The 20990-nt window shown below is 48.5% G+C and carries 19 protein-coding genes; 17 read left to right on the forward strand and 2 right to left on the reverse strand.

All coding sequences use genetic code 11. From position 1 onward, the window contains the following. Positions 1-13 precede the first annotated feature (13 nt). The 16 genes from ACR1R9_RS28780 to ACR1R9_RS28855 all read left to right on the forward strand — a co-directional run bounded on the left by ACR1R9_RS28780 (position 14) and on the right by ACR1R9_RS28855 (position 18990). On the forward strand, positions 14-895 hold the full coding sequence (locus ACR1R9_RS28780) for a carbohydrate ABC transporter permease (RefSeq protein WP_433922148.1): 882 nt from the start codon (positions 14-16) through the stop codon (positions 893-895). A 54-nt stretch (positions 896-949) separates the two neighbouring features. Continuing rightward, on the forward strand, positions 950-1813 hold the full coding sequence (locus tag ACR1R9_RS28785; RefSeq protein WP_099858007.1) for a carbohydrate ABC transporter permease: 864 nt from the start codon (positions 950-952) through the stop codon (positions 1811-1813). 306 nt (positions 1814-2119) lie between these two features. Then, positions 2120-3526 (forward strand): MATE family efflux transporter, encoded by a 1407-nt coding sequence (locus tag ACR1R9_RS28790; RefSeq protein WP_433922147.1) that lies wholly within the window; start codon positions 2120-2122, stop codon positions 3524-3526. Positions 3527-3868: 342 nt separating this feature from the next. Next, a complete protein-coding gene (locus ACR1R9_RS28795; RefSeq protein ID WP_433922146.1) occupies positions 3869-4579 on the forward strand; it encodes a response regulator transcription factor in 711 nt (236 codons plus the stop codon). Then, positions 4576-6081 (forward strand): sensor histidine kinase, encoded by a 1506-nt coding sequence (locus ACR1R9_RS28800; RefSeq protein ID WP_433922145.1) that lies wholly within the window; start codon positions 4576-4578, stop codon positions 6079-6081. The genes ACR1R9_RS28795 and ACR1R9_RS28800 overlap by 4 nt, the downstream gene beginning before the upstream one ends. Positions 6082-6136: 55 nt before the next feature. Next, complete coding sequence (locus ACR1R9_RS28805; protein ID WP_433922144.1) at positions 6137-7246, forward strand: hypothetical protein; 1110 nt, start codon at positions 6137-6139, stop codon at positions 7244-7246. A gap of 129 nt (positions 7247-7375) precedes the next feature. Beyond that, positions 7376-8284, forward strand: a complete 909-nt coding sequence (locus ACR1R9_RS28810) for a LysR family transcriptional regulator (RefSeq protein WP_076287398.1) — start codon at positions 7376-7378, stop codon at positions 8282-8284. Positions 8285-8679: 395 nt separating this feature from the next. Then, positions 8680-9852 carry a M20 family metallopeptidase gene (locus ACR1R9_RS28815; RefSeq protein WP_433922143.1) on the forward strand — a complete coding sequence of 391 codons (1173 nt, stop codon included), beginning with the start codon at positions 8680-8682 and terminating at the stop codon, positions 9850-9852. Between the two features lie 4 nt (positions 9853-9856). Beyond that, positions 9857-11281, forward strand: a complete 1425-nt coding sequence (locus ACR1R9_RS28820) for a YfcC family protein (RefSeq protein ID WP_433922142.1) — start codon at positions 9857-9859, stop codon at positions 11279-11281. Positions 11282-11532: 251 nt separating this feature from the next. Further along, a complete protein-coding gene (locus ACR1R9_RS28825) occupies positions 11533-12420 on the forward strand; it encodes a rhodanese-related sulfurtransferase (protein WP_076287400.1) in 888 nt (295 codons plus the stop codon). A 22-nt stretch (positions 12421-12442) separates the two neighbouring features. Further along, the gene (locus ACR1R9_RS28830) at positions 12443-13081 is read left to right on the forward strand and encodes a helix-turn-helix transcriptional regulator (protein WP_433922141.1); all 639 of its coding nucleotides are present in this window, start codon (positions 12443-12445) and stop codon (positions 13079-13081) included. 321 nt (positions 13082-13402) lie between these two features. Then, positions 13403-14452 carry an ABC transporter substrate-binding protein gene (locus ACR1R9_RS28835; protein WP_433922140.1) on the forward strand — a complete coding sequence of 350 codons (1050 nt, stop codon included), beginning with the start codon at positions 13403-13405 and terminating at the stop codon, positions 14450-14452. Positions 14453-14602: 150 nt separating this feature from the next. Continuing rightward, positions 14603-15463 (forward strand): ABC transporter permease, encoded by an 861-nt coding sequence (locus ACR1R9_RS28840; protein WP_064642035.1) that lies wholly within the window; start codon positions 14603-14605, stop codon positions 15461-15463. 2 nt (positions 15464-15465) lie between these two features. Then, positions 15466-16260, forward strand: a complete 795-nt coding sequence (locus ACR1R9_RS28845; protein WP_433922139.1) for an ABC transporter ATP-binding protein — start codon at positions 15466-15468, stop codon at positions 16258-16260. Positions 16261-16399: 139 nt separating this feature from the next. Then, the gene (locus ACR1R9_RS28850) at positions 16400-17578 is read left to right on the forward strand and encodes a winged helix-turn-helix domain-containing protein (RefSeq protein WP_433922138.1); all 1179 of its coding nucleotides are present in this window, start codon (positions 16400-16402) and stop codon (positions 17576-17578) included. A 71-nt stretch (positions 17579-17649) separates the two neighbouring features. Next, positions 17650-18990, forward strand: coding sequence for an MFS transporter (locus ACR1R9_RS28855; protein WP_433922137.1), 1341 nt, complete (start codon positions 17650-17652; stop codon positions 18988-18990). A gap of 94 nt (positions 18991-19084) precedes the next feature. Here the strand turns inward: ACR1R9_RS28855 and ACR1R9_RS28860 are convergent, their stop codons facing one another. Together ACR1R9_RS28860 and ACR1R9_RS28865 are read right to left on the reverse strand one after the other, a co-directional pair. Continuing rightward, positions 19085-19666 (reverse strand): hypothetical protein, encoded by a 582-nt coding sequence (locus ACR1R9_RS28860; RefSeq protein ID WP_076287406.1) that lies wholly within the window; start codon positions 19664-19666, stop codon positions 19085-19087. 28 nt (positions 19667-19694) lie between these two features. Then, on the reverse strand, positions 19695-20228 hold the full coding sequence (locus ACR1R9_RS28865; RefSeq protein WP_090952228.1) for a hypothetical protein: 534 nt from the start codon (positions 20226-20228) through the stop codon (positions 19695-19697). Between the two features lie 233 nt (positions 20229-20461). Between ACR1R9_RS28865 and ACR1R9_RS28870 the strand changes: the two genes are divergently transcribed. Further along, positions 20462-20959: a DUF6385 domain-containing protein gene (locus tag ACR1R9_RS28870; protein ID WP_076287408.1), complete on the forward strand. Its 498-nt coding sequence runs from the start codon at positions 20462-20464 to the stop codon at positions 20957-20959. Positions 20960-20990 lie beyond the last annotated feature (31 nt).

Here is a 20990-nt window from a genome sequence, read left to right on the forward strand (position 1 = left end):
GGAGGATATTGTGATGGATAAAGTCATGTCCAACCGTTTAGTCGCTGCGTTGTACGTGCTTCCCGCACTGCTGCTATTATTGGTACTGATCTATATCCCGATCGTGCTGACCGGATATTACGGATTGATGCAGTGGGACGGGATCGGCGCAATGACCTTTATCGGTTTTGAAAATTATGCAAGATTGCTTCATGACGCAACGTTCTGGCAGAGTGCATATCATACCTTTCTAATGGCCTTGTTCTCTGCACTGAGTCTGATCGGTTATCTTATGATTGCCCTGGTGCTGTCAGGCAAAATTAAGGGTGCCAACCTGTTCAGAAAAATATATCTGATTCCGATGCTGCTGTCCTCCGTAGCGATTGCCCAGTTATGGTTGAAGATTTACCATCCCAGCAATGGTGTGCTTAATACCTTTCTGGAATCTGTCGGTATTGGCAATCCGCCAGCCTGGCTGGCGGAGCCATCCCTGGTATTGTATGCGCTGTTCGTACCGATCTTGTGGCAGTATGCGGGATTCTATATTCTGATCTACTATGCTGCACTCAAGAATATCCCGGAATCGTTGGTTGAAGCAGCGCGGATTGATGGTGCAAGCCCTTGGCAGATTGCATTCCGAATCAAGCTGCCCCTGATCACGGAAGTGATCAAAGTGACGATCGTGCTGGCTGTCGTTGGTTCGTTGAAGTACTTTGACCTCATTTATGTGATGACGGACGGTGGACCGAATGGCTCCAGTGAAGTGATGGCTTCTTATATGTATCATCAGGCTTTCCGTGGATTCGACTTTGGTTACGGGAGTGCCGTTGGTTTCTTCCTGCTCGTGATCTGTCTGGTCGTAACCTGGCTGCTTCGAAAAGCTACGGCATCCAAGGACACCATTCAGTATTCTTGAGTGAAGTGAAATGAAAGGAGGTCCATCCCTGTGAAGACCGATACCACGGTTCGGTTGCCAGCCTATCCCGGAACAGGCGCGGGACCGACTGTGCTGAGAAAGCTCGGTTATGTCCTGCTCTACAGCCTGTTGATTCTGGTGGCGCTGCTGCAGATTCTGCCCTTGATATGGCTGCTGCTGTTCTCGCTAAAAAACAATCAGGAAGTATTCGATATGGCACCGTTCGCCCTTCCTGCGACTCCGCGTTGGGAGAATTATGTGAAGGTGTGGACGGAAGGCAACATTAGCTTGTATTTCTTCAATAGTGTCTGGATCACAGTGGTGTCCGTTGTGTTCACCGTACTGTTCGCGAGTCTGGTCACCTTCGCGATAACCCGCATGCGCTGGAAAGGACGTTCTCTGGTGCTCGGACTGTTCATGGTGGGTATGATGATCCCTGTGCATTCTACGCTGATTCCGTTGTTCAGCCTGTTTCTGAAGCTCCATCTTACAGATCATCCATTGTCGGTCATTCTTTCATACATTGCGTTTAATATGCCGATCACCATTATGATCCTGCTTGGTTTCTATTATGCCCTTCCGCGGGAAGTGGAGGAAGCAGCGGTGATGGACGGCTGCTCTGTCCATCGGATTTTCTTCCGTATCGTCCTGCCGATGACATCCTCGGTGATCGCCACGACAGCGATTATCAACATGATTTATGACTGGAATGAATTCATCTTCGTGAATACGTTCATCAGCACAGATGCGTACAAGACGCTGACTGTTGGGGTACAGAATTTTATTGGACAGTACACAACGGATTGGGGAGCGATTGGCGCGACACTGATGATCAGCATCCTGCCGATCCTGATCGCTTTCCTCGTCTTGAGCAATCGAATTGTGGAGGGCATCGCTGCAGGATCGGTAAAAGGATAGACCCATGTATTCAATATGATTAAATGGCTAACTTAAACCTTAGACCCTAACACACCCCGATCCAAAAGGGATGTGTTAGGGTTTTTGTTCATCGTCTCGGACTTCGTATATCTCCTGAGAACATGTATTTAGAACGACTATATGAATGTATTTCTTCTCTATAATGCAAATTAAATGAAAGAACTGAAAATACCTATTATTGGAATTTCAAAAAACTTTCAAGTTTTTTCGCAAAACTACTGCATTTTCAAACTACCTGTGCTAACATACCCTAAGAATTAAAGCCCACACGGGAAAGGTGAGAAAATGACAGCAATATCCTCAACCAAAGAGTCCTTGCGTTCGGATGCCAAAGATCTGAATCTGATTCGGCTAACATGGCCTATTTTCCTGGAACTCTTCTTGTTTATGTTGATGGGGAGCGTGGATACGTTCATGCTCAGTTCGGTGTCCGATAATGCAGTATCCGGAGTCGGAGCAGCCAACCAGATTATTTCCATTGCGATTCTTGTATTGGAAGTCATTGGACATGGTGCTGCTATTGTTGTGGCACAATATATTGGTTCGAAGAAGTTGAGTGAGGCGGCACAGGTCACAGGTAATGCGATTACGCTTAATCTGATTGTTGGACTAATCCTGAGCGGAAGCTTCCTTTTGTTCGGAGGACATCTGCTTACACTGCTTCATATCCAAGGTGAAATATACGATTTTGCCCGTTCTTATATAAGTATTGTCGGAGGCGGGATCTTCCTTCAGGCGCTGATTAACGCGCTGGCCGCGACGATTCGTACGCATGGTTACACCAAAGAGACGATGTATGTTTCTGTTCTGATGAACGTGATTCACGTCGTTGGTAACTACGCTCTTATTTTTGGCCATTTCGGCATGCCGAAGCTTGGTGTAGAAGGGGCAGCGATCTCAACGGTCGGAAGCCGTCTGATCTGTTTGATTATTTTCTTCTGGTTGCTCTATCGGGTTATGGATGTAAGGGTAGAGTTTAGATATTACATCAACCTTTCGAAGAAATTTATCAGCAAAATCCTGCGAATTGGTATCCCCTCTGCGCTGGAATCCGTTGTATATCAGTCCTGCCAGCTCGTCTTCACACTGTATGTGACCTATCTGGGTGCTGAAGCGATGGCGACCCGGCAATATGCGGGCAACATTTCAAGCTACATCTATCTATTCAGCATGGCTATCGGAATGGGGACATCCATTATTGTTGGCCGACTGGTCGGTGCGAGACGCAAGAACGATGCATACAAACGTGTATTCGACAGTGTAAAATGGGCTCTGCTGGCCACAGTTGTGATCGATGTAATTATTATTCTATTCCGTGTTCCGCTGATGAGTGTGTTCACGGATAATCCGGAAATTATAAAACTGGGTGCACAGGTCATCCTGCTCAGTCTTCTGCTGGAGACCGGGCGAACCTGCAACATTGTGATTATTGGTTCCCTTCGTGCCGCAGGTGATGCGAAGTTCCCGGTATATATGGGACTGATCTCCATGGTCTGCATGAGTCTGCCGCTGGGCTATCTGCTGGTGTTCAAGCTTCACATGGGGCTCCCCGGTGTATGGCTTGCGATTGCCGCAGACGAGTGGACACGCGCTGTCATTATGTATTTCCGCTGGAAGAGCCGGGCTTGGGAGAAACATGATCTGTTGGATCATGAGGAGGAAGTTGGAGCTCAGCCTGTGCCAGCAGTATGATGATGGTTTGGAAAATAATTTCGATTTGAGCGGGGTATAGAAATAAAAAGGCGCCGCACTTGGAGCCGTTAGTCTTATTAAAGAAGAGCCAATCATGGGATGGAGCATTCCTCCTGATGATGGGCTCTTTTTGTTTTTATTAGGGCTGATCCAATCACGGGTTGGCTCTTTTTGTTGTGTTTGGGGTATAAAAAAAGTGGAGCGAAGTCCAAGCTGGGAGGATACAGTCATATCTGGCGTTTCTCGCAAATCGTAAAGTCCTCCATAGCTAATCAGGCCATACCTTGTTAACATAGATCCAAAGAATAAGATAACTCATGACACATATAGAGGATGATTCCGATGAATAAAAAAGTGCTGGTCGTGGATGACGAGTCAAGCATTGTTAGTGCCATTGCTTACGCGCTGCGGCGCGAAGGATATGAAGTAGAGACAGCAAATGACGGCGAAGAAGCGCTGGTCAAGGTAGCTTCATTCCATCCGCAGGTCATGATTCTGGACGTGATGATGCCCAAACTGGATGGATACGGCGTATGCCGCAGGCTGGAGGATCGGGAGGATATCGGCATTATTTTGCTCACTGTCAAAAATGATATCGTGGATAAGATCGTTGGCCTGGAAATGGGCGCGGATGATTACATGACCAAACCGTTTGAGATCCGCGAGCTGCTTGCACGGGTAAAGGCACTGATGCGCCGCGTGGAGAAAAGCAGTCCACCATCTGATGATTCCAAGAATCAGGCTATCGTCAATGGAACGCTACGTATCCATATCGCTCACCGCACCGTGACGGTGAATGAGGAGAAGCTGGATTTGACGCCAAAAGAGTTCGATTTGCTTACCATTCTGATGTCCAACCCTGAGCGTGTATACACGCGGGATGATCTGCTGGACCGGGTGTGGGGCATGGAATATGCCGGGGGTACACGCACGGTGGATATTCATATTCAGCGGCTGCGCAAAAAAATCGGCGATACCGACCAGCAAAAATTGCAGACGGTATACGGCATTGGCTATAAGGCATCAGCCCCTGAAGCGGGCGGCTTGGTATGAGAGTAAGCATCAAGCTGAAGTTCAGCGTTTTTCTGGCCGCATTGCTTATCCTGACCGTCGTTGTGCTCAGCTCCCTGGTATTGCGAGGTATTGAGCGCAACCAGCAGACGCAGATCGAGACCATTCTGTCCCAGCAGACCCGACTCGTGAATCTGAATGTGCGGCAGTCTTACTATACCGAGTCCGTTCGTCTGGAGCAGGAGGTTTTTTTACAGCAAAATGGCCGCAGGCTGGCTCAAGAGCTTGCAAGCTCCACAGGTCTGCCAATCGCGCTCTATGATATGAAGGGACAGCAGGTTGGTTCATCGATCATGTCTGAGGAAAGTGCAGATATCACAGCTACGCTGAACTATGCGCTGCAAAATAAAATCGCTTATCACGAACAGGGGGATACCCTGCTCTACATAGCACCACTGGACGGACCGGATGGACAGATGGGTGCTGTGCGCATGCAGTATCCGGTTCAGAGCTATCATGAATTTTATGCCCGTATCCTTCAGTTGTTTATGTGGGCAGGGATTGCGGTTGTTGGACTAAGCTTCATTCTGGGATATCTCTTCTACAATCGTTTTGCCGTTGCCATAACCCGCTTGAAGAGGTCTGCCGATTCCATCCGTGAAGGGCATTATATTACTGAATCACCTGTGAGACGCAAGGATGAATTAGGTGAGCTGGGACAGGGCATTTATTATATGAGCACATCGATTCAGCAAAATATTGAAGCCATGCATGCGGAACAGCAGAAGCTTCAGCTTGCCATCGAGAAGCTTCAGGCCCTGGAGCAGCAGCAGAAACAATATATCGGCAACATCAGCCATGAGTTCAAGACGCCACTTACGTCGATTAAGGCGTATGTAGAGCTGTTGGACATGTATAAGGATGATCCACAATTGCTGGATGATGCGACGAGCAATATTGGCAAGGAAACCGAGCGGCTGTACGAGATGGTTGAGAAGGTATTACATTTGTCTGCTCTGGAGAAATATGATTTTGAGAATCAGGCAGAAGACGTGGAAGTTCGTGCTCTACTGGAGGATGCCTGTGGCCGGATGCGGGGCAAAGCCGAGAAGTTTGCATTGAACATGGAGCTGGCGTTACTGCCTGCGGTGATCCGCAGCGATCGGGAAAGCCTGATGCATATTTTCATCAATCTGTTGGATAATGCGATCAAATATAATGTGCCGGGAGGTGTCATCCGGGTAAGCAATGAACTGCGAATGCAGGAGCGACAAGCGGTGATTTGCATCTTCAACTCGGGTACGCCCATTCCGGACGAGGCGCGCGAGAAAATCTTTGAACCCTTTTACACCGTCAATAAAGACAGGGCTAGAAAAACCGGAGGAACCGGGTTGGGACTATCACTCGTCAAGCAATTTGTAGAGAAGCAGGGCGGCACAATCTCATTGTTGCCGGGCGATCCGAAACACGGAGAAGGGACAACGTTCCAGCTTATTTTCCCGTTAGCGCATTCAAGTTTACAAGTTGGAAACAAGTCTGAATAACTTTAGAAGTATGCGATGTGTATGCTTGGTCTATAGAAAGCACTCAGGAGGGACCATGATGAATTGGAAACAGGCGGCTATGGGCACGCTCGGGGCAATCGTCCTATTATCAGCAACAGCATGCGGGGGAACAACGAAACCAGGGGATCATACACAGAACGGGAAATCAGGCACGGATATTACGGTGAAGGAAAATACAAATACGTCGGTATACCAGAGCTTTAAGCTGGAGAAAATCGATAAACTGTCGAATATGCGCGGGGTAGCGTGGCTAAGCAATGACTGGATTTTGTCGGATAAAGAAAACGAGTCCATGAAGCCTATCACGGTTGAGGGTGAGAAACGTTACCCGCATAACTTATACATGTATGATCTTACGAAGGGCACAGATACACCCGTGAAGGAAAGTGAAGTGAGTCTGGGTTCACCACTCGTGTCCCCGGATAGTCAGTATATTTTCTACAGGGAACCAGAGGAATCGACAGGCAAAGGCTTTATTCTGAACCTGCACAACGGGGAAGTGGTACCTGCGGGCAAGGACGATGGATTTGTCTTTGAAGGCGCATGGCTGGATAAGGAGCATGTTGTTTTTCCAAACATGAATGGGGATATCATATCAGCTAGTGTGGATGGAACGACCAAAGCGCTGGTCAAGACGGGAAACTTCAATGTAAGCAGCGTCAGCGTTTCTGGGAATGTAATTTACTACATCACAGGCACGGACGGACAGTTGAATAGCTACGATACGAAGACCGGTGAAGTGAAGCAGGTGTTGAAAAGTGTAGAGAGGGTAATCCCGTCCAACGATGGCTCAAGACTGGCGATTGTGAAAAAAACAGCCGATACCAAACGGGCGCTGGTGCTAACCGATCTGGAAGGGAATGAAAAAGCCACGCTTGCCAGAGGCACGCAGATCTTCGGCACAAGCTGGTCTGGTGACGATTCCAAAATCGCCTACACGATCAATTCGGAAAGTGATGATGAAAAAGGGCTATTTGTCTCCAATACGGAATCGGCGGAGCAGTTCCAGATCTCGGCCGAAATGGATAACGCATCTGATCCGCTGAGCTGGAGTCCGGAAGGCAACCGAATTTTGCTGTCGCAGGCAGTGCAGGAAAATGAATCATACCACTTTGTTACCTCGGTCATTACGATTTCGCAGTAAATCATCATCGAATAAGAAGCAAATCAGCAGGGCGGGCCTGACTCATATCGAGTTGGGCTTTTTCTGTACCTTTAACGCTGGTTTTCTGGGTTATACTGAAGAGACGAGAAGTAAAGGGGGAACATGATCATGGATGAAAAGGACTGCCGTCTGCTGCTGAGCGTTTCCGAAGAAAGCAGTCTGACCAAGGCTGCGGAGCGCATGTTTATGACCCAGCCGGCTTTGACATACCGTTTGCAGCAATTGGAGAAGGAATTTGGCGTGCCACTTATCGATAAAACGTTAAAAGGCGCCAGATTTACTCCCGAAGGAGAGCATCTCGCGATCTATGCCCGTAAAATGCTCAATGAGCTTAACCAGGTCAAGGAGCAGCTGTCTAACATTCGTAATGAGGTTAAGGGAACGTTGCGCCTTGGGATTGCCAATCATTATTCGTTGTACAAGCTTCCTCCCTTGTTAAAGCAGTTCAAGGAGCTGTACCCTGAGGTTCAGTTTGCTGTGACCTGTGCACTAAGTGTGGAGGTTATGGAACTGTTGATGAGGGACGAAATCCAGGTGGGTGTCATACGGGGGGAGCATCCCTGGTATGAGGGGAAACATCTGCTGCACGATGAACCGGTCTGCATTGTATCCCGTGAACCCATTAATCTGGATGAACTTCCCGAGCTTCCGCAAATTGCATTTCAGGAGCCCCTGACAAAAACGGGTGGATCTCCTGTGAACCCATTCCGAGAAGGAGTAGCGGCCTGGTGGTATGAGCGCTATGAATGTTCACCAACTGTAGCGATGCGTGTGGACAGCTATGAGACATGCAAGGAAATGGTGCGATACGGGCTTGGTTATGCCATTATTCCTGGTATTTTCGTATCTGCTTCGGATGGTCTTCATCAGCAGGAACTAATCCGACAGAATGGACAGGGAGTGCGGCGTAACACGTGGTTGGTGTATAAGGAAAGTGTGCTGCAACAGGCAACGGTTGGTCGCTTTGTTGATTTAATGAAAACGGCTGGAACACAGCATGTTGTGGATGGAAGCTAGATACAGACGTGGTGGTGCAGGTGCTAGGCTTTATGCATAATTATCCGATATCTCCTTGTCGAAACAGGAATTTTATTGCTATTTGGCAATGTCATTTTTATGGGGGGAACTGATTCGAAGGATGTACGTGAGATTAAAATGTATACCGATGCTGTCTTGGTTAATATGTAAATAAACCAGTATTATACTGACATCTAATGATATCCATATGTTATTATCTAGCGAGTCCATAAAATTTTTTATGGGCTATTCCTTAATTTTTTCGAATTTACTTATAGCTTGGTCACACATACAATATATCCAATCTGATTGTATATTTATTCGATTGAATTGAATATAGAAACGCTGTATTTGGAGAAAGGCGGCAAAATAATATGTATTCTGACCCAGCTCATATGAAGCAAAAAATCAAAGAAACTGTAGATCGGCTAGACCCCGACTTGCGGGAATTATCCCTGCGTATTCACGCTAACCCTGAACTTAGCTTTCAGGAAATCCAAGCACAACAATGGTTAACCGAACCGCTGGAAGCAGCCGGATTTCAGGTGGAAAAAGGCATTTCAGGCCTCGACACCTCGTTCCGTGCTGTATGGGAAGGCCAGCCAGGTGGTCCCACAATTGCACTGCTCGCTGAATATGATGCGCTGCCCCGCATCGGACATGCCTGCGGACACAATCTGATCGGAACCTCTGCTGTAGGTGCAGCATTGGCGCTCAAGGAAGCTTGCCCTGATCTTCCGGGACGAATTGTCGTACTTGGTACACCGGCTGAAGAAGAGGGCGGTGGCAAAATCATCATGGTGAACGATGGCGTATTCAATGAGATGGATGCCGTCATGATGTGTCACCCGCAGCAAAAAACGATGGTACTGAGAGGTGCGCTGGCTTGTGTGGACGCAACCTTTACGTTCCACGGCAAGCAGGCACATGCTGCCTCGTCTCCTGAGAAGGGCATTAGTGCGCTAGATGCCTTGGTCAACGCGTACGCGGGAATAAACTCGCTGCGTCCTTATTTGAAGGATGACGTTCGGGTGAACGGGATTATAACCAAGGGTGGAGATGCGCCCAACGTGGTGCCTGAGCTGGCTGAAGCCGTATATATCATTCGGGCGAAGACGGTTGAAGAACTGAAAGTCGTCATGGACAAAGTTTACCGCGTCGTGCGCCATGCTGCGGAAGGCGTTGGGGCTACGGTAGATATTACAGAAGGCCTGATCTATGCCGAGCGGAATAACAACAAGACTCTGGCGGGTCTGTTCCAGCAGAACCTGGAGGATATGGGCATTGAAGTACATGATCCACCGCAAACAGGCGGTGTGGGTTCCTCGGATATCGGTAACGTAAGCCAAATTACAGCCGCAATCCATCCGTATATTCGGTTAGGAGATGCGACAACACACACTCCTGAATTTGCCCGGCTTGCCGGTGCAGAGGAAGGCATGATTGAACTGAACCGTGCGGCGAAGGCACTTGCACTGACAGCGTTCGATTTGTACGCAGACAAGGCAGCATTGAAGCAGGTACGTGATGAATTTGAAGCATGGAAACAACAGAAGGACGAGGGATGATGAATTGGAAAACATAACAAAACAACCACAACAACGGCGTAAATGGTTCAAAATGCCTCACACCTTCGTCATCTTGTTCATTTTGGTGCTGGTAGCTACTGTCTTGACCTATATTATTCCCGCAGGAGAATTTGATCGGGTCAAGGATGAAGCAACAGGCAAATCCTTGCTCGTTCCAGGTTCATACCATCATGTAGAGGCCAATCCAACGGGATTGTGGGATATTCCCAAGTCCATTGTTCGCGGACTGGTTGATTCCGCGGACGTTGTATTCTTTATTTTCATCATCGGCGGAGCATTTCAGATCATTACGAGCACGGGAACGATTGAAGCTCTTACAGGAAGGGTAGCCCGTTCTTTCGCTAATAAAGGATTATGGGTCATCCCGGTATTCATCACCTTGTTCTCCGTTGGTGGGTTTACGATGGGCATGTCCACGGAGGTTATGGTCTTTGTACCGATCGGGATCGCCATTGCGCGTGCGCTGGGGTATGACGCTCTAACAGGTACGGCGATGATCTCGCTGGGGGCCTCGTGTGGTTTTACCGCGGGACTGCTCAATCCGTTCAATGTGGGACTAGCTCAAGCTATTGCAGAAGTTCCGATTTTCTCAGGTATGTGGCTTCGTGCGGTTATCCTGGTGTGTCTCATCTCCGTAACAAGTATCTATATTATGCGGTATGCGTCCAGAGTGAAGTCTGATCCAACTCGTGGTTTGGTGCATGAGCTGGAACAGGAGCAGGCAGCAGATACACCTGCAGTGGATCTGAATAAACTGCCGACGATTCGCATCACACATATTCTGACCATCATTACGATTGTAGCTGGTTTTGCCCTGTTAATCTGGGGTGTATCCAAAGAAGGATGGTGGATGGAGGAACTGGCGGCTCTCTTCCTGAGCATGGGCGTGATCTCTGGTCTCGTGTCCGGGTTCGGTCCTAGCCGAATTGCAAGTGAATTCGTCAAAGGCGCAAGTGGTATTGCCTATGGTGCCTTTATCATCGGTCTAGCAAGAGGAATTATGGTTGTCCTTGATCAGGGTAACGTAATTGACTCCGTAGTATACGGAATGTCTACAGCGGTTGGCGAATTGCCGTCCTCCGTGCAGGTATTGGGTATGTATTTCTTCCAAAATATTATGAACGTGTTTATCACGTCAGGTACAGGTATGGCCGTGACTACGATGCCGATTATGGTTCCATTATCGGATCTGCTCGGGGTTACCCGTCAGACTGCCGTGCTGGCCTTCCAGTTCGGAGACGGATTCACCAACATGATTTTGCCAACGTCTTCTGCTTTGATGGGCAGTCTGGCAGTTTCCGGCATTCCGTATCAGAAATGGGTTAGATTCTTCTGGCCGCTGATGGTCATGTGGATCGCTATGGGTATTGTATTTATGCTTATTGCGAATGCCATTCAGTATTCTTAATCGTTCAATTAAGATAAATAACGAAAAATGTATTCCATAACTTACATTCCTTTCTATACATTTATATTGACTAAGCTATTCCGCTTCCGATAAACTAGAATGCAGGAATAAAAGTCGAATGTTCAAAGCAGCAGTTCGAGACATTGTTTCGGGCGGCTGTTTATTTTCTTTTTAATGAGCAAGGTTGCAACGTTGTAGTCTTGTCGGATGATCCGGCCAATAACAACATGGAATAGGAACAGGTGATACACATGTGTAACAGCGCGTACCGCGTGCTTTTATATTATAAGTTCGTGAAGATTGAAGACCCTGAAACGTTTACGCAAGAGCATCTGCAATACTGTAAGGACCTGGGTGTAAAAGGACGTATTCTGATTGCCTCAGAAGGCATTAACGGAACCGTATCCGGTACACCAGAGCAAACCGAGCAGTACATGAAGGATATGCATGCCAACCCGCTGTTCAGCGATATGGTATTCAAGATTGATGATGTCGAAGAGCATGCGTTCAAAAAAATATTTGTTCGTCACAAAGCCGAGCTGGTTACGTTCCGCGTGGACGAAGACTTGGACCCGAACGTCATTAGTGGTAAACGCTTGTCCCCAAAAGAATTTTACGAGCATCTTCAACAGGAGGATGTTATTGTAATTGACGGCCGTAATGACTACGAGTACGAGATCGGTCATTTCCGAGGTGCGATTCGTCCGGATGTTGAGTCGTTCCGCGAGTTCCCGGAATGGATTCGGGAGAACCTGGGTGATATGAAGGACAAAAAGATCATTACCTACTGTACTGGCGGAATCCGTTGTGAGAAGCTGACTGGGTTCATGATTAACGAAGGTTTCCAGGACGTGGCACAACTTGATGGCGGAATTGTTACCTATGGTAAGGACGATGAGGTACAAGGTCGTCTGTTTGATGGCAAATGTTATGTATTTGATGAGCGTATTTCCGTGCCGATTAACCGGACGGATGAAGATATTGTGATTGCTAGCTGTTATCACTGTGGAACGACACATGACCGTTATATTAATTGTCCAACCTGCAACCTGCAGCATGTATGCTGTGAGGATTGCGAAGAGACGCATAACCGCTTTTGCTCGGATGCCTGCCGGGAGGCAGCACCGGTAACCGCATAAGCAGGGAGAGCAGGTGCTGATCGTGAAGCGCGAAGAGGAACGAACGACGCGTGAACGGATTTTGTTCATGCTCAAGCAGCAAGGCACAATGACCGCAAGGGAAATGACAGTTGAGCTTGGTCTGACCGGCATGGCGATTCGCCGTCACCTCACGGCACTGGAGCAGGATGGTTGGATTGAGGTTCGGGAAGCCAGAGCTACAGCTGGACGTCCCTCCGCTGTGTACCATCTGACGGTACGTGGGGATAGCTTTTTCCCAAAATCATATTCATCACTGACCCTGGAACTGCTGGAGGAACTGTCGGATTCAGCGGGCAGCGGTGTCGTGGATGCATTGTTCGAGAGCCGTCGGGACAAGCTGCTTCGCAGCGGACAGCCACAGATGGAAGGTCAGGATCTGGCCGGACGTGTCGAGGAACTCGCGCGCATTCAGAATGCAAACGGATATATGGCCGATGCCTCCAAGGAATCGGATGGCACCTATGTGCTTACCGAGCTGAACTGCCCCATTGTGCAGGTAGCGAGTGTCTATAAACAGGCTTGCCGCTGTGAACTGGAACTGTTCCGTTCATTGCTGCAGGCTGATGTGGAGCGCACCGAATGTTATGCAGACGGCGGCAAAAAATGCACATACCAGATTCGCGAGGCGGCTGGGAATTAGAATGTATAGAGATTGTTTCGATCACTCGGAACAGTCTCTTTTTTTGTTTTATGTAATGTTTTCTCTCACGTATCTGCAATGAATGCAAATTGGAAGCGGTTCAACCATTGACGGGAAACAGGTCGCACCTTAATATTAGGGAAACAATAAAATACCAACACGAGTCATGGACTTCAGTCGCATGAGAAAAGTCTATATTTGTCTGCTTTTGTCGATCAAAGCAACAATGCGTTGAAGCGTTCGTTTTGTCCCGCCCTATCGTGTCACTTGGATAACGATGAGGGCATCAACATTTTAGAAGATGGAGAGGGGTTCTCACACATGAAAAAGAAATGGTTAATGTCTCTGATGATGGTTGCATCTATGGTTGTAGCGGCTGGTTGCGGAAATAACAGCGGCGGTAGCACAACGACCGAGGGATCGGGCAGCACAACAGGTGAAGGTACGGCAGAAAAATCGTATCGCATCGCGATCTCGCAAATTGTCGAACATCCATCGTTGGATGCCACACGTGAAGGATTTATTGCAGCGCTGAAGGATGCTGGTCTTGAAGAAGACAAGAATCTGACGATTGACTACAATAACGCGCAAGGCGATTCAACGAACAACCTGTCCATTGCCCAGAAAATTGCCGGGGATTCCAAAAATGATTTGGTCCTAGGGATTGCAACACCATCCGCACTGGCACTGGCTCAACAAGTAAAGGACAAGCCACTGCTGTTCGCAGCGGTGACAGACCCGCTGGGTGCCAAACTGGTGAGTGACATGGACAAGCCAGGTGGTAACGTAACAGGTGCATCGGATACGAACCCGGAGGCGATTGTACAATTGGCTGATTTTATCGCCAAATATTTGCCGGATGTAAAGACGGTTGGTCTGGTTATTAACGAGGGCGAACCGAATGCGGTTGTGATGGCGAACAATGCGGAAAAAGCGCTCGCAACACATAATATCAAGCTGGTCAAAGCACCAGTTACGAACACTTCCGAAGTAAAACAGGCGACCGATTCTCTGGTTGGCAAAGTGGATGCCTTCTATATCACGCTGGATAACTCGGTAGTTAGCGCAGTGGATACAATCATCCAGACCGCGAATAAAAATAAAATTCCGTTCTTCTCCAGTGACCGGGATACCGTGGAAAAAGGGGCTTTCGCAACCGTTGGCTTCAAATACTATGATCACGGATACCAAGTGGGTGAAATGGCTGCGGACATTCTGAAAAATGGATCGAAACCAGGCGACTTGAAAGTCACTGTGCCGGACAAGCTGGATCTGATTCTGAACCTGAAAGCGGCTGAAGCTCAAGGTATCACTGTTTCCGATGAGATGAAGGCAGAAGTGAAGGACCAGGATAACAACATTATTCAATAATCTGACCGGAGATCCTCCGGCAGTACGGATGCGAGGCGGACGTGCAGGCGGGTTCGCCTCATTCTTTTCGATAGACAGGGAGGAAGCAATGTGAATTTGACTTGGGGTTCAATTGAAGGGGCAATCGAGCTTGGATTGTTGTATGCACTGATGGCATTGGGTGTATATATTACATTCCGCATACTGGACTTCCCCGATCTCACCGTAGACGGAAGTTTTACAACTGGAGGCGCAATCGCGGCGGTCATGATATCCAACGACTTCTCTCCTTGGCTCGCTTGCTTGGCAGCAATGGCTGGAGGAATGGTGGCTGGCGCTTGTACAGGTCTGCTGCATACCAAAGGCAAAATTAACGGGCTGTTATCCGGTATTCTGATGATGATTGCCTTGTATTCGATTAATATGCGTATTCTCGGCGCACCAAACAAATCCATTATGGGCATGGACAACCCTTTTTCGGGTGAGCATGTCATGATCATCATAATCGTGGTGGTGCTGGTATTCAAAATCATGCTGGATCTGTTTATGAAAACAGATATCGGACTGGCACTGCGCGCCACAGGTGACAACAAACGCATGATTCGCAGCTTCGGTGCGAATACGGATGTGACCACCATTGTTGGTGTCAGTCTGTCCAACGGACTTGTTGCGCTGTCTGGAGCATTTATTGCACAGCAATCTGGTTTTGCAGACATTACGATGGGAATTGGAATGATCGTTATTGGACTGGCCTCCGTTATTATCGGGGAAGCGATTCTGGGTGCAAGAACCGTATTCTGGGCCACTCTTGCGGCAGTTGTCGGTTCAATTATTTACCGGATTGTGGTCGCGATCGCACTCCAGGTCGAATGGTTCGACACATCCGATCTGAAGCTAATCACCGCGGTGATCGTTATTATCGCACTTGTTTTCCCAACCATGCAGCGCTCCATGAAGCAGAAAAGTCTGGCTCGCAAACGAACCGAAGAGCTTATGGGCTCGTCGAGTCAACAGGCGAAGGGAGGCATGTGATTATGCTTGAGATTACACAAGTGACCAAACTGTTTAATCCGGGAACGACGGACGAGAAGACCGCACTAGTTGGTGTAAATCTGACCATGAATCCGGGAGACTTTGTGACGGTGATTGGCAGTAACGGCGCAGGGAAATCAACGTTGATGAACATTATTTCAGGCGTCATGAAGCCCGATATGGGCGATGTGCTGATTAATGACCGTTCCATCAAGAGCCTGCCCGAGCATAAGCGTAGCAGCTGGATTGGCCGTGTGTTTCAGGACCCGATGGCGGGTACAGCACCGCATATGTCCATTGAGGAGAATATGGCGATGGCGTACAAACGCGGCAAGGGCCGGGGACTGGGCTTTGGAGTTACCCGTGCCAGACGGGAGATTTTCAACGCCCAGTTGGAGAAGCTTGGTATCGGGCTCGACAAACGTCCCAATGCCAAAGTGGGCCTTCTATCCGGCGGTGAGCGTCAGGCGCTCAGCCTGCTGATGGCCACATTCACCCAGCCGCAAATTTTGCTGCTGGACGAGCATACGGCTGCACTTGATCCTTCTCGTGCGGAGCTGATCACAGAGCTGACAGAGACGCTTGTACGTGAGATGAGACTTACAACGTTGATGGTTACACATAATATGGAGCAGGCCATACGTTTGGGCAATCGTCTAATAATGATGGACAAAGGCCTAATTATTTTGGACGTTAGTGAAGAACGTAAACGCACGCTGACCGTACCTGAGTTATTGGGTGAGTTTGAACGTATCAGTGGTAAAAAAATGGCCGATGATCGCGTGGTGCTAGGTTAAATCCAAGGAGCACCTTGCAATCACTGAAGAGAGCCAGTACATCACATTACAAAACCTTTTGCGTTCTCGCAAAGGGTTTTTGTGGTATGTTGAACAGAATAAGGACCACAATTAGTAAGCATACATAGGAGGGCCAAGCATGTCGTTACAATTCGATGAAGGAACATACAGCGTAACCCGGCGTACCGATTCCATTCGCCTGCTGGCGAAGGAATTTGCGCTGCTGCATTTTTTGTATGAGAACAAGGAAAAAGCCTTTACTCGCAGCCAACTGCTGGACCGGGTATGGCCCTTGGAATATCCGGTTGAACGCACCGTGGACGACCATGTGTATCGACTGCGCAAGAAACTGAAACGTTGGGAAGAAATTGCACTGGAGACCGTGCGTGGTTATGGTTACCGGCTTAACATCCGATCGAATATGGCGATATTGCCCTCTAACCCTTCCGCCCAAGATCAGGAGATGCGAGAAGTGATTCATGGATTGTTCCGCAAATATCATCTGTATGGGCAGGGCAAGTCGATGCTCACGCTGCTGGATCAGCAAGAAGCGCTGGGCATTGAGATTGATCCATTTTATCAGTTGTATATCCACTTTATTCAGGGAGATCTGGAATGGCTGATTACAACAACGGAAATTCCCTTCGAGGAACGTTTGTATTGGCTGCTCATTTTTACACATACCCTGATTGAACCATCGGAGAGTCTGCTATTGTACGAAAAGGCTCTGAATTCATCCGCTTTGTCTGCCGAACAGCTTCGTGAACTTCGCATTCTGAACATTGTTGAAGTCTACGCAGAGGTGGGCCAGTATGAGCAGGCCAAAGCTCGACTTATTGAAACGTATCATGTGATGGAGCAAGATGAACTGGTCCATTTCAGACTTCCGGTTAAGCTCTCAGCGTTGTATGTGGAACTGTGGGGTGGCAGCGGCGAAGCGGTAGAAGATCAAATGGCTTCTTTGCGTTTCGGGTTAAAAGATGCGCCATACTTGCGGGAAATCGGACGTTTTCAAGTAATGGAGGGCCTATGGCTGCTTAGACAAGGGAGAATCCGAGAGGCAGAGCCGAGAATGGACGATGGTCTGGACGTATTGAAAATGACATTGAATGCACCGCTATATCTCAATTCGGCATACCAGATATTGTTGTTCATGGCACATCACCGGATAGAGGGGCGTCTTCGCACTAAATACCTTCAAATTCATGCGGATATCTCCAAAAGTTACGGCGTACCTGTTTATGGACAGCAAATTGTGGATGAAATCCGCACATTTTTATCCCCGTTTGCTCCATCCTCTGATCTTCCTCTGATATAACTCCCTTATGATTACAGCCAGGAACATACAAGCCAGCAACAAGGCTGTAATCAGGGGAGGAAGTATAACGTATGACCGTCGTTTCAAATGAACCCAATCCATCATCTATTTCGTCCAATAGCGGTTCCAAAAGCCTATGGACCAACTTCCGCTTCATGCGGATGTTTATTGCGTATTCGCTAGCGACCTTTGGAGATTGGTTTGACGCGCTCGCCATCCAGATCATGGTCGCTTATCGTTGGGGTGCTGATCCGCTGATCATTGCCCTTATTCCGGTATGTATGGCTGTTCCGGGTATCGTACTTGGCTCAGTGGCAGGTGCACTCGCTGATCGTTTGCACAAGGTGAAAATCATGATGATATGTGATGTGATCACCGTTGTATTAACGGTTGCAATTCTGTTCGCACCAAGTGCGGCTTGGCTGCTACCGCTTCTTGCTTTACGAGCGCTAATGGGAGTATTCCATGTTCCTGCGCAGCAGGCACTCACCCGCCAAGTAGTAGCAGAGGAGCATTTGTTCCAGGCATCGTCATTGAACGGTTTTGTGAACCAATGCTCCAAAGTAGCGGGACCGCTGCTGGGTGCAGTCATTGTGGCCGTATTTTCACCGCAAGTTTGTATTTTAATCAATGCTTGTACACGTCTGTTGTCCGGAGCCGTATTATGGCCTTTACGGCGTCTAACAGAGAATCCAGAATCGTCTTCATCGGACGGGAGTCCTTTGGAAACGGGGGAGACCACGGAATCATTATTCAGCCAATGGCAGAAAGGTTGGCGTTTTATTCAGAGCAGCCGCATCCTTCTGAGTACGATGCTGTTTGGTTGCTTTGGATTATTGGCGATCCTCATGATCGATTACCAGTTTACGACGCTGTTTCGGGAGATCAAGCCTGGCAACGAAGCCCTGATTGGCTGGCTGGGATCATCCGCTGGGGCAGGTGCGGTTGTGATCATTCTCCTGTTGAATCGGCTTCCGCGAATTGGGTATGGCTGGGGGCTGGGTGGAGGATATTTGCTGATTGGTGCGGGAATTGCTGCGCTTGGATGGGTCAGTTCTCAAACTTCCGAGTTCTGGATCATCATCTGGGGCTTATGCATCGGAGTGGGCAATGGTCTGTTCATGGTGACGTTGAATTACTTGCTGCAAAAAGAAACTCCGCCTGCCTATGTAGGCCGTGTATTCGGTATTCAAAACTCACTTTCCAGTGTCGTGCTGGTCGTTGCTCCACTTGCTGGCGGCGCCTTGATTCGAAGTGTAGGACCCAGTCCCACATTTCAATATATCGGCATGGCGACACTGGCCATTGGTTTGGCCGGCATGCTGCTGCAACGAATCTTATGGGTGGGGAAACAAGCGCTTCCGGTAGAGTCGACTGGAGAACTTGGACAGAATTCAGTCAGACAGCCATAATTGCCATTGTTACGGTAAAAAGAAGATCGAACGATGAACAGCCGCTACGGTTACTTATCCGTAAGCGGCTATTTCTATTTAATAGGGCAGTACATCATGCTTCCCACCAAGAGAAATAGGAAGTGGAGGCCATCAGCCCACCAACAGACAGGGATCCGCTCACCGACAGGTTAATGGACTGACCGGGAGGAACCACGTAACGTCCTAACTCGTTGGATAGAAAGGGCCCTACCTGCAAGGGCATAGCCAATAAGGTTGTGGTACCCGTGGGAGCGGCAGCGGAGAATCGTACCGTTGCAATGCTCGTATTACTGCTTGATAAATTATTGTTTACCGGTGTGAGTGTGCTCGGTGATGTCAATGTTCCATTTGCAGACAGAGTCATGGTACCACTGAAGGAAGAAAGCAAGTTGAGCGCGACCGTGATTCCACCGGAAAGCCGTGATATATATACATTTTTACCGCTCCCGACTGGGTTGGTCAGTTGGACAGTAGCAATAACACTGCCCCCCAGCAATCCTAGTGTTGTGGAGTTGGTTGAGCCTGCATTGTACAGATTGCCAGTACTACCTGCATTATTCTCAGGTGGAGCCACAATGCCGGGAGAAGTAAACGTATTCGTAATGGACGTATAAACGGGACGGTTTAGCGGGTTGAACACGTGATCATTCGGCATTGTGCACACTCCTTTTCTAAATGATATGTCAGAATTCCCACCAGGAAAGATTAATGGAGGCGGTTTGGGAACCCGTTCCCGCACTGATGGATAGTGTCTGCCCTGGAGGGACGATGATAGAACCGTTCAGGTTTAACATATACATGCCCGCTGTAAGAGGAATGCTTAACAAGCTTGTTAATGTTCCCGTTAATGTGCCGGTATTTTGCCTTGTTGTCATCACACTCGTATTGGTATTGCCCAACAATGTATTGACTGGCGCAGGTGTGGTTCCACCTGTAATGGTTCCGCCGGAATAGACAATGAGTGTAGCAGCTGCGGTTGTACCTCCGCTGATCCTAGAGACGTACAAGGTACGCCCACTGCCCGCTGCATTAACGACCTGCAGCAACAGATTTAGTCCAGCACCTACACTGACATTATTGGTAGTCAGTGCAAATGAACTGCCTGCGGCTGCCGCACCGCCCTCTGGAGTGGACTCAATGCCGGGGGCAGAGAATGTATTAGTCAGTTGAGTATATAAGGGGCCGTTGGATTGATTAAATACATTGGAATTGGTCATATAATCCACCTCCAATCTGCTTGAATAAGTAATCAAAGCGAAATTTTTGGAATGAACTGTTTCTATGAAAGTTTGAAAGAGAGCCGTGAAGAGGTTGTACTTGCAGTGTATGTGGGAAACAAGGGAAGGGTTTGGGATATGCATAGTAAATCCTCAAATAACGGCGCATGCCGTGCCCGTATTTTACATGCAGGCATACGATGCGGAAGCACATTTTTTAAGGGGAAATCGATATGAGTCGAACAGCGAAGCGTAGCAAGAAGAAAACGAACCAAACAACTAAATATGTCAGCCGCCGCCAATCCCGTCGTTCCTGCCGCGCTAAATTGCTGAAACCTCCTTGTTCCCGGATTACTCGTCCCCGGTTCAAGCAGGGTAGTTCCTCACGTACGACACTCCCTGGTGCTACTCACTGTTTTACAGAGCATACGTATGTCGGAGCCGAGACAAACGGTAGTATGAATTCTCTTCCGGCTCAAGACACCTCATCGCTCAGCATGTACACATATGGCATTGTAAATCGGGGCGAACATCCGGCTCTTGTGCAGATCCAGATCAGCCCTAATGCCAGAGACTATGCTGTGGACAGCCAGGAAGTGATTGCCGGAGGTCAAACCAAAGCGCTGGTGCCGCTGCGATTTCTGCGTTATACCCGGCTGGTTATCCAATCGGTTGAACCGGATCAGCCAACCCGGCTCGATGTATATTTTCAGGCGCAGCGTATGCCGTAAGAACGTGGAATACAACCGATTTGACCAGGGA

Origin of the sequence: Paenibacillus taichungensis (assembly GCF_050994985.1) — a bacterium.
Taxonomy (GTDB): Bacteria; Bacillota; Bacilli; order Paenibacillales; family Paenibacillaceae; genus Paenibacillus; species Paenibacillus taichungensis.

Excerpts from the sequence above, each read along its gene's own strand:
- ACR1R9_RS28780 (WP_433922148.1), top strand. The coding sequence starts at position 14 with ATGGATAAAGTCATGTCCAACCGTTTAGTCGCTGCGTTGTACGTGCTT.
- ACR1R9_RS28790 (WP_433922147.1), top strand. The coding sequence starts at position 2,120 with ATGACAGCAATATCCTCAACCAAAGAGTCCTTGCGTTCGGATGCCAAA.
- ACR1R9_RS28795 (WP_433922146.1), top strand. The coding sequence starts at position 3,869 with ATGAATAAAAAAGTGCTGGTCGTGGATGACGAGTCAAGCATTGTTAGT.
- ACR1R9_RS28800 (WP_433922145.1), top strand. The coding sequence starts at position 4,576 with ATGAGAGTAAGCATCAAGCTGAAGTTCAGCGTTTTTCTGGCCGCATTG.
- ACR1R9_RS28805 (WP_433922144.1), top strand. The coding sequence starts at position 6,137 with ATGATGAATTGGAAACAGGCGGCTATGGGCACGCTCGGGGCAATCGTC.
- ACR1R9_RS28810 (WP_076287398.1), top strand. The coding sequence starts at position 7,376 with ATGGATGAAAAGGACTGCCGTCTGCTGCTGAGCGTTTCCGAAGAAAGC.
- ACR1R9_RS28815 (WP_433922143.1), top strand. The coding sequence starts at position 8,680 with ATGAAGCAAAAAATCAAAGAAACTGTAGATCGGCTAGACCCCGACTTG.
- ACR1R9_RS28825 (WP_076287400.1), top strand. The coding sequence starts at position 11,533 with ATGTGTAACAGCGCGTACCGCGTGCTTTTATATTATAAGTTCGTGAAG.
- ACR1R9_RS28835 (WP_433922140.1), top strand. The coding sequence starts at position 13,403 with ATGAAAAAGAAATGGTTAATGTCTCTGATGATGGTTGCATCTATGGTT.
- ACR1R9_RS28840 (WP_064642035.1), top strand. The coding sequence starts at position 14,603 with ATGGCATTGGGTGTATATATTACATTCCGCATACTGGACTTCCCCGAT.
- ACR1R9_RS28845 (WP_433922139.1), top strand. The coding sequence starts at position 15,466 with ATGCTTGAGATTACACAAGTGACCAAACTGTTTAATCCGGGAACGACG.
- ACR1R9_RS28850 (WP_433922138.1), top strand. The coding sequence starts at position 16,400 with ATGTCGTTACAATTCGATGAAGGAACATACAGCGTAACCCGGCGTACC.
- ACR1R9_RS28855 (WP_433922137.1), top strand. The coding sequence starts at position 17,650 with ATGACCGTCGTTTCAAATGAACCCAATCCATCATCTATTTCGTCCAAT.
- ACR1R9_RS28860 (WP_076287406.1), bottom strand. The coding sequence starts at position 19,666 with ATGCCGAATGATCACGTGTTCAACCCGCTAAACCGTCCCGTTTATACG.
- ACR1R9_RS28865 (WP_090952228.1), bottom strand. The coding sequence starts at position 20,228 with ATGACCAATTCCAATGTATTTAATCAATCCAACGGCCCCTTATATACT.
- ACR1R9_RS28870 (WP_076287408.1), top strand. The coding sequence starts at position 20,462 with ATGAGTCGAACAGCGAAGCGTAGCAAGAAGAAAACGAACCAAACAACT.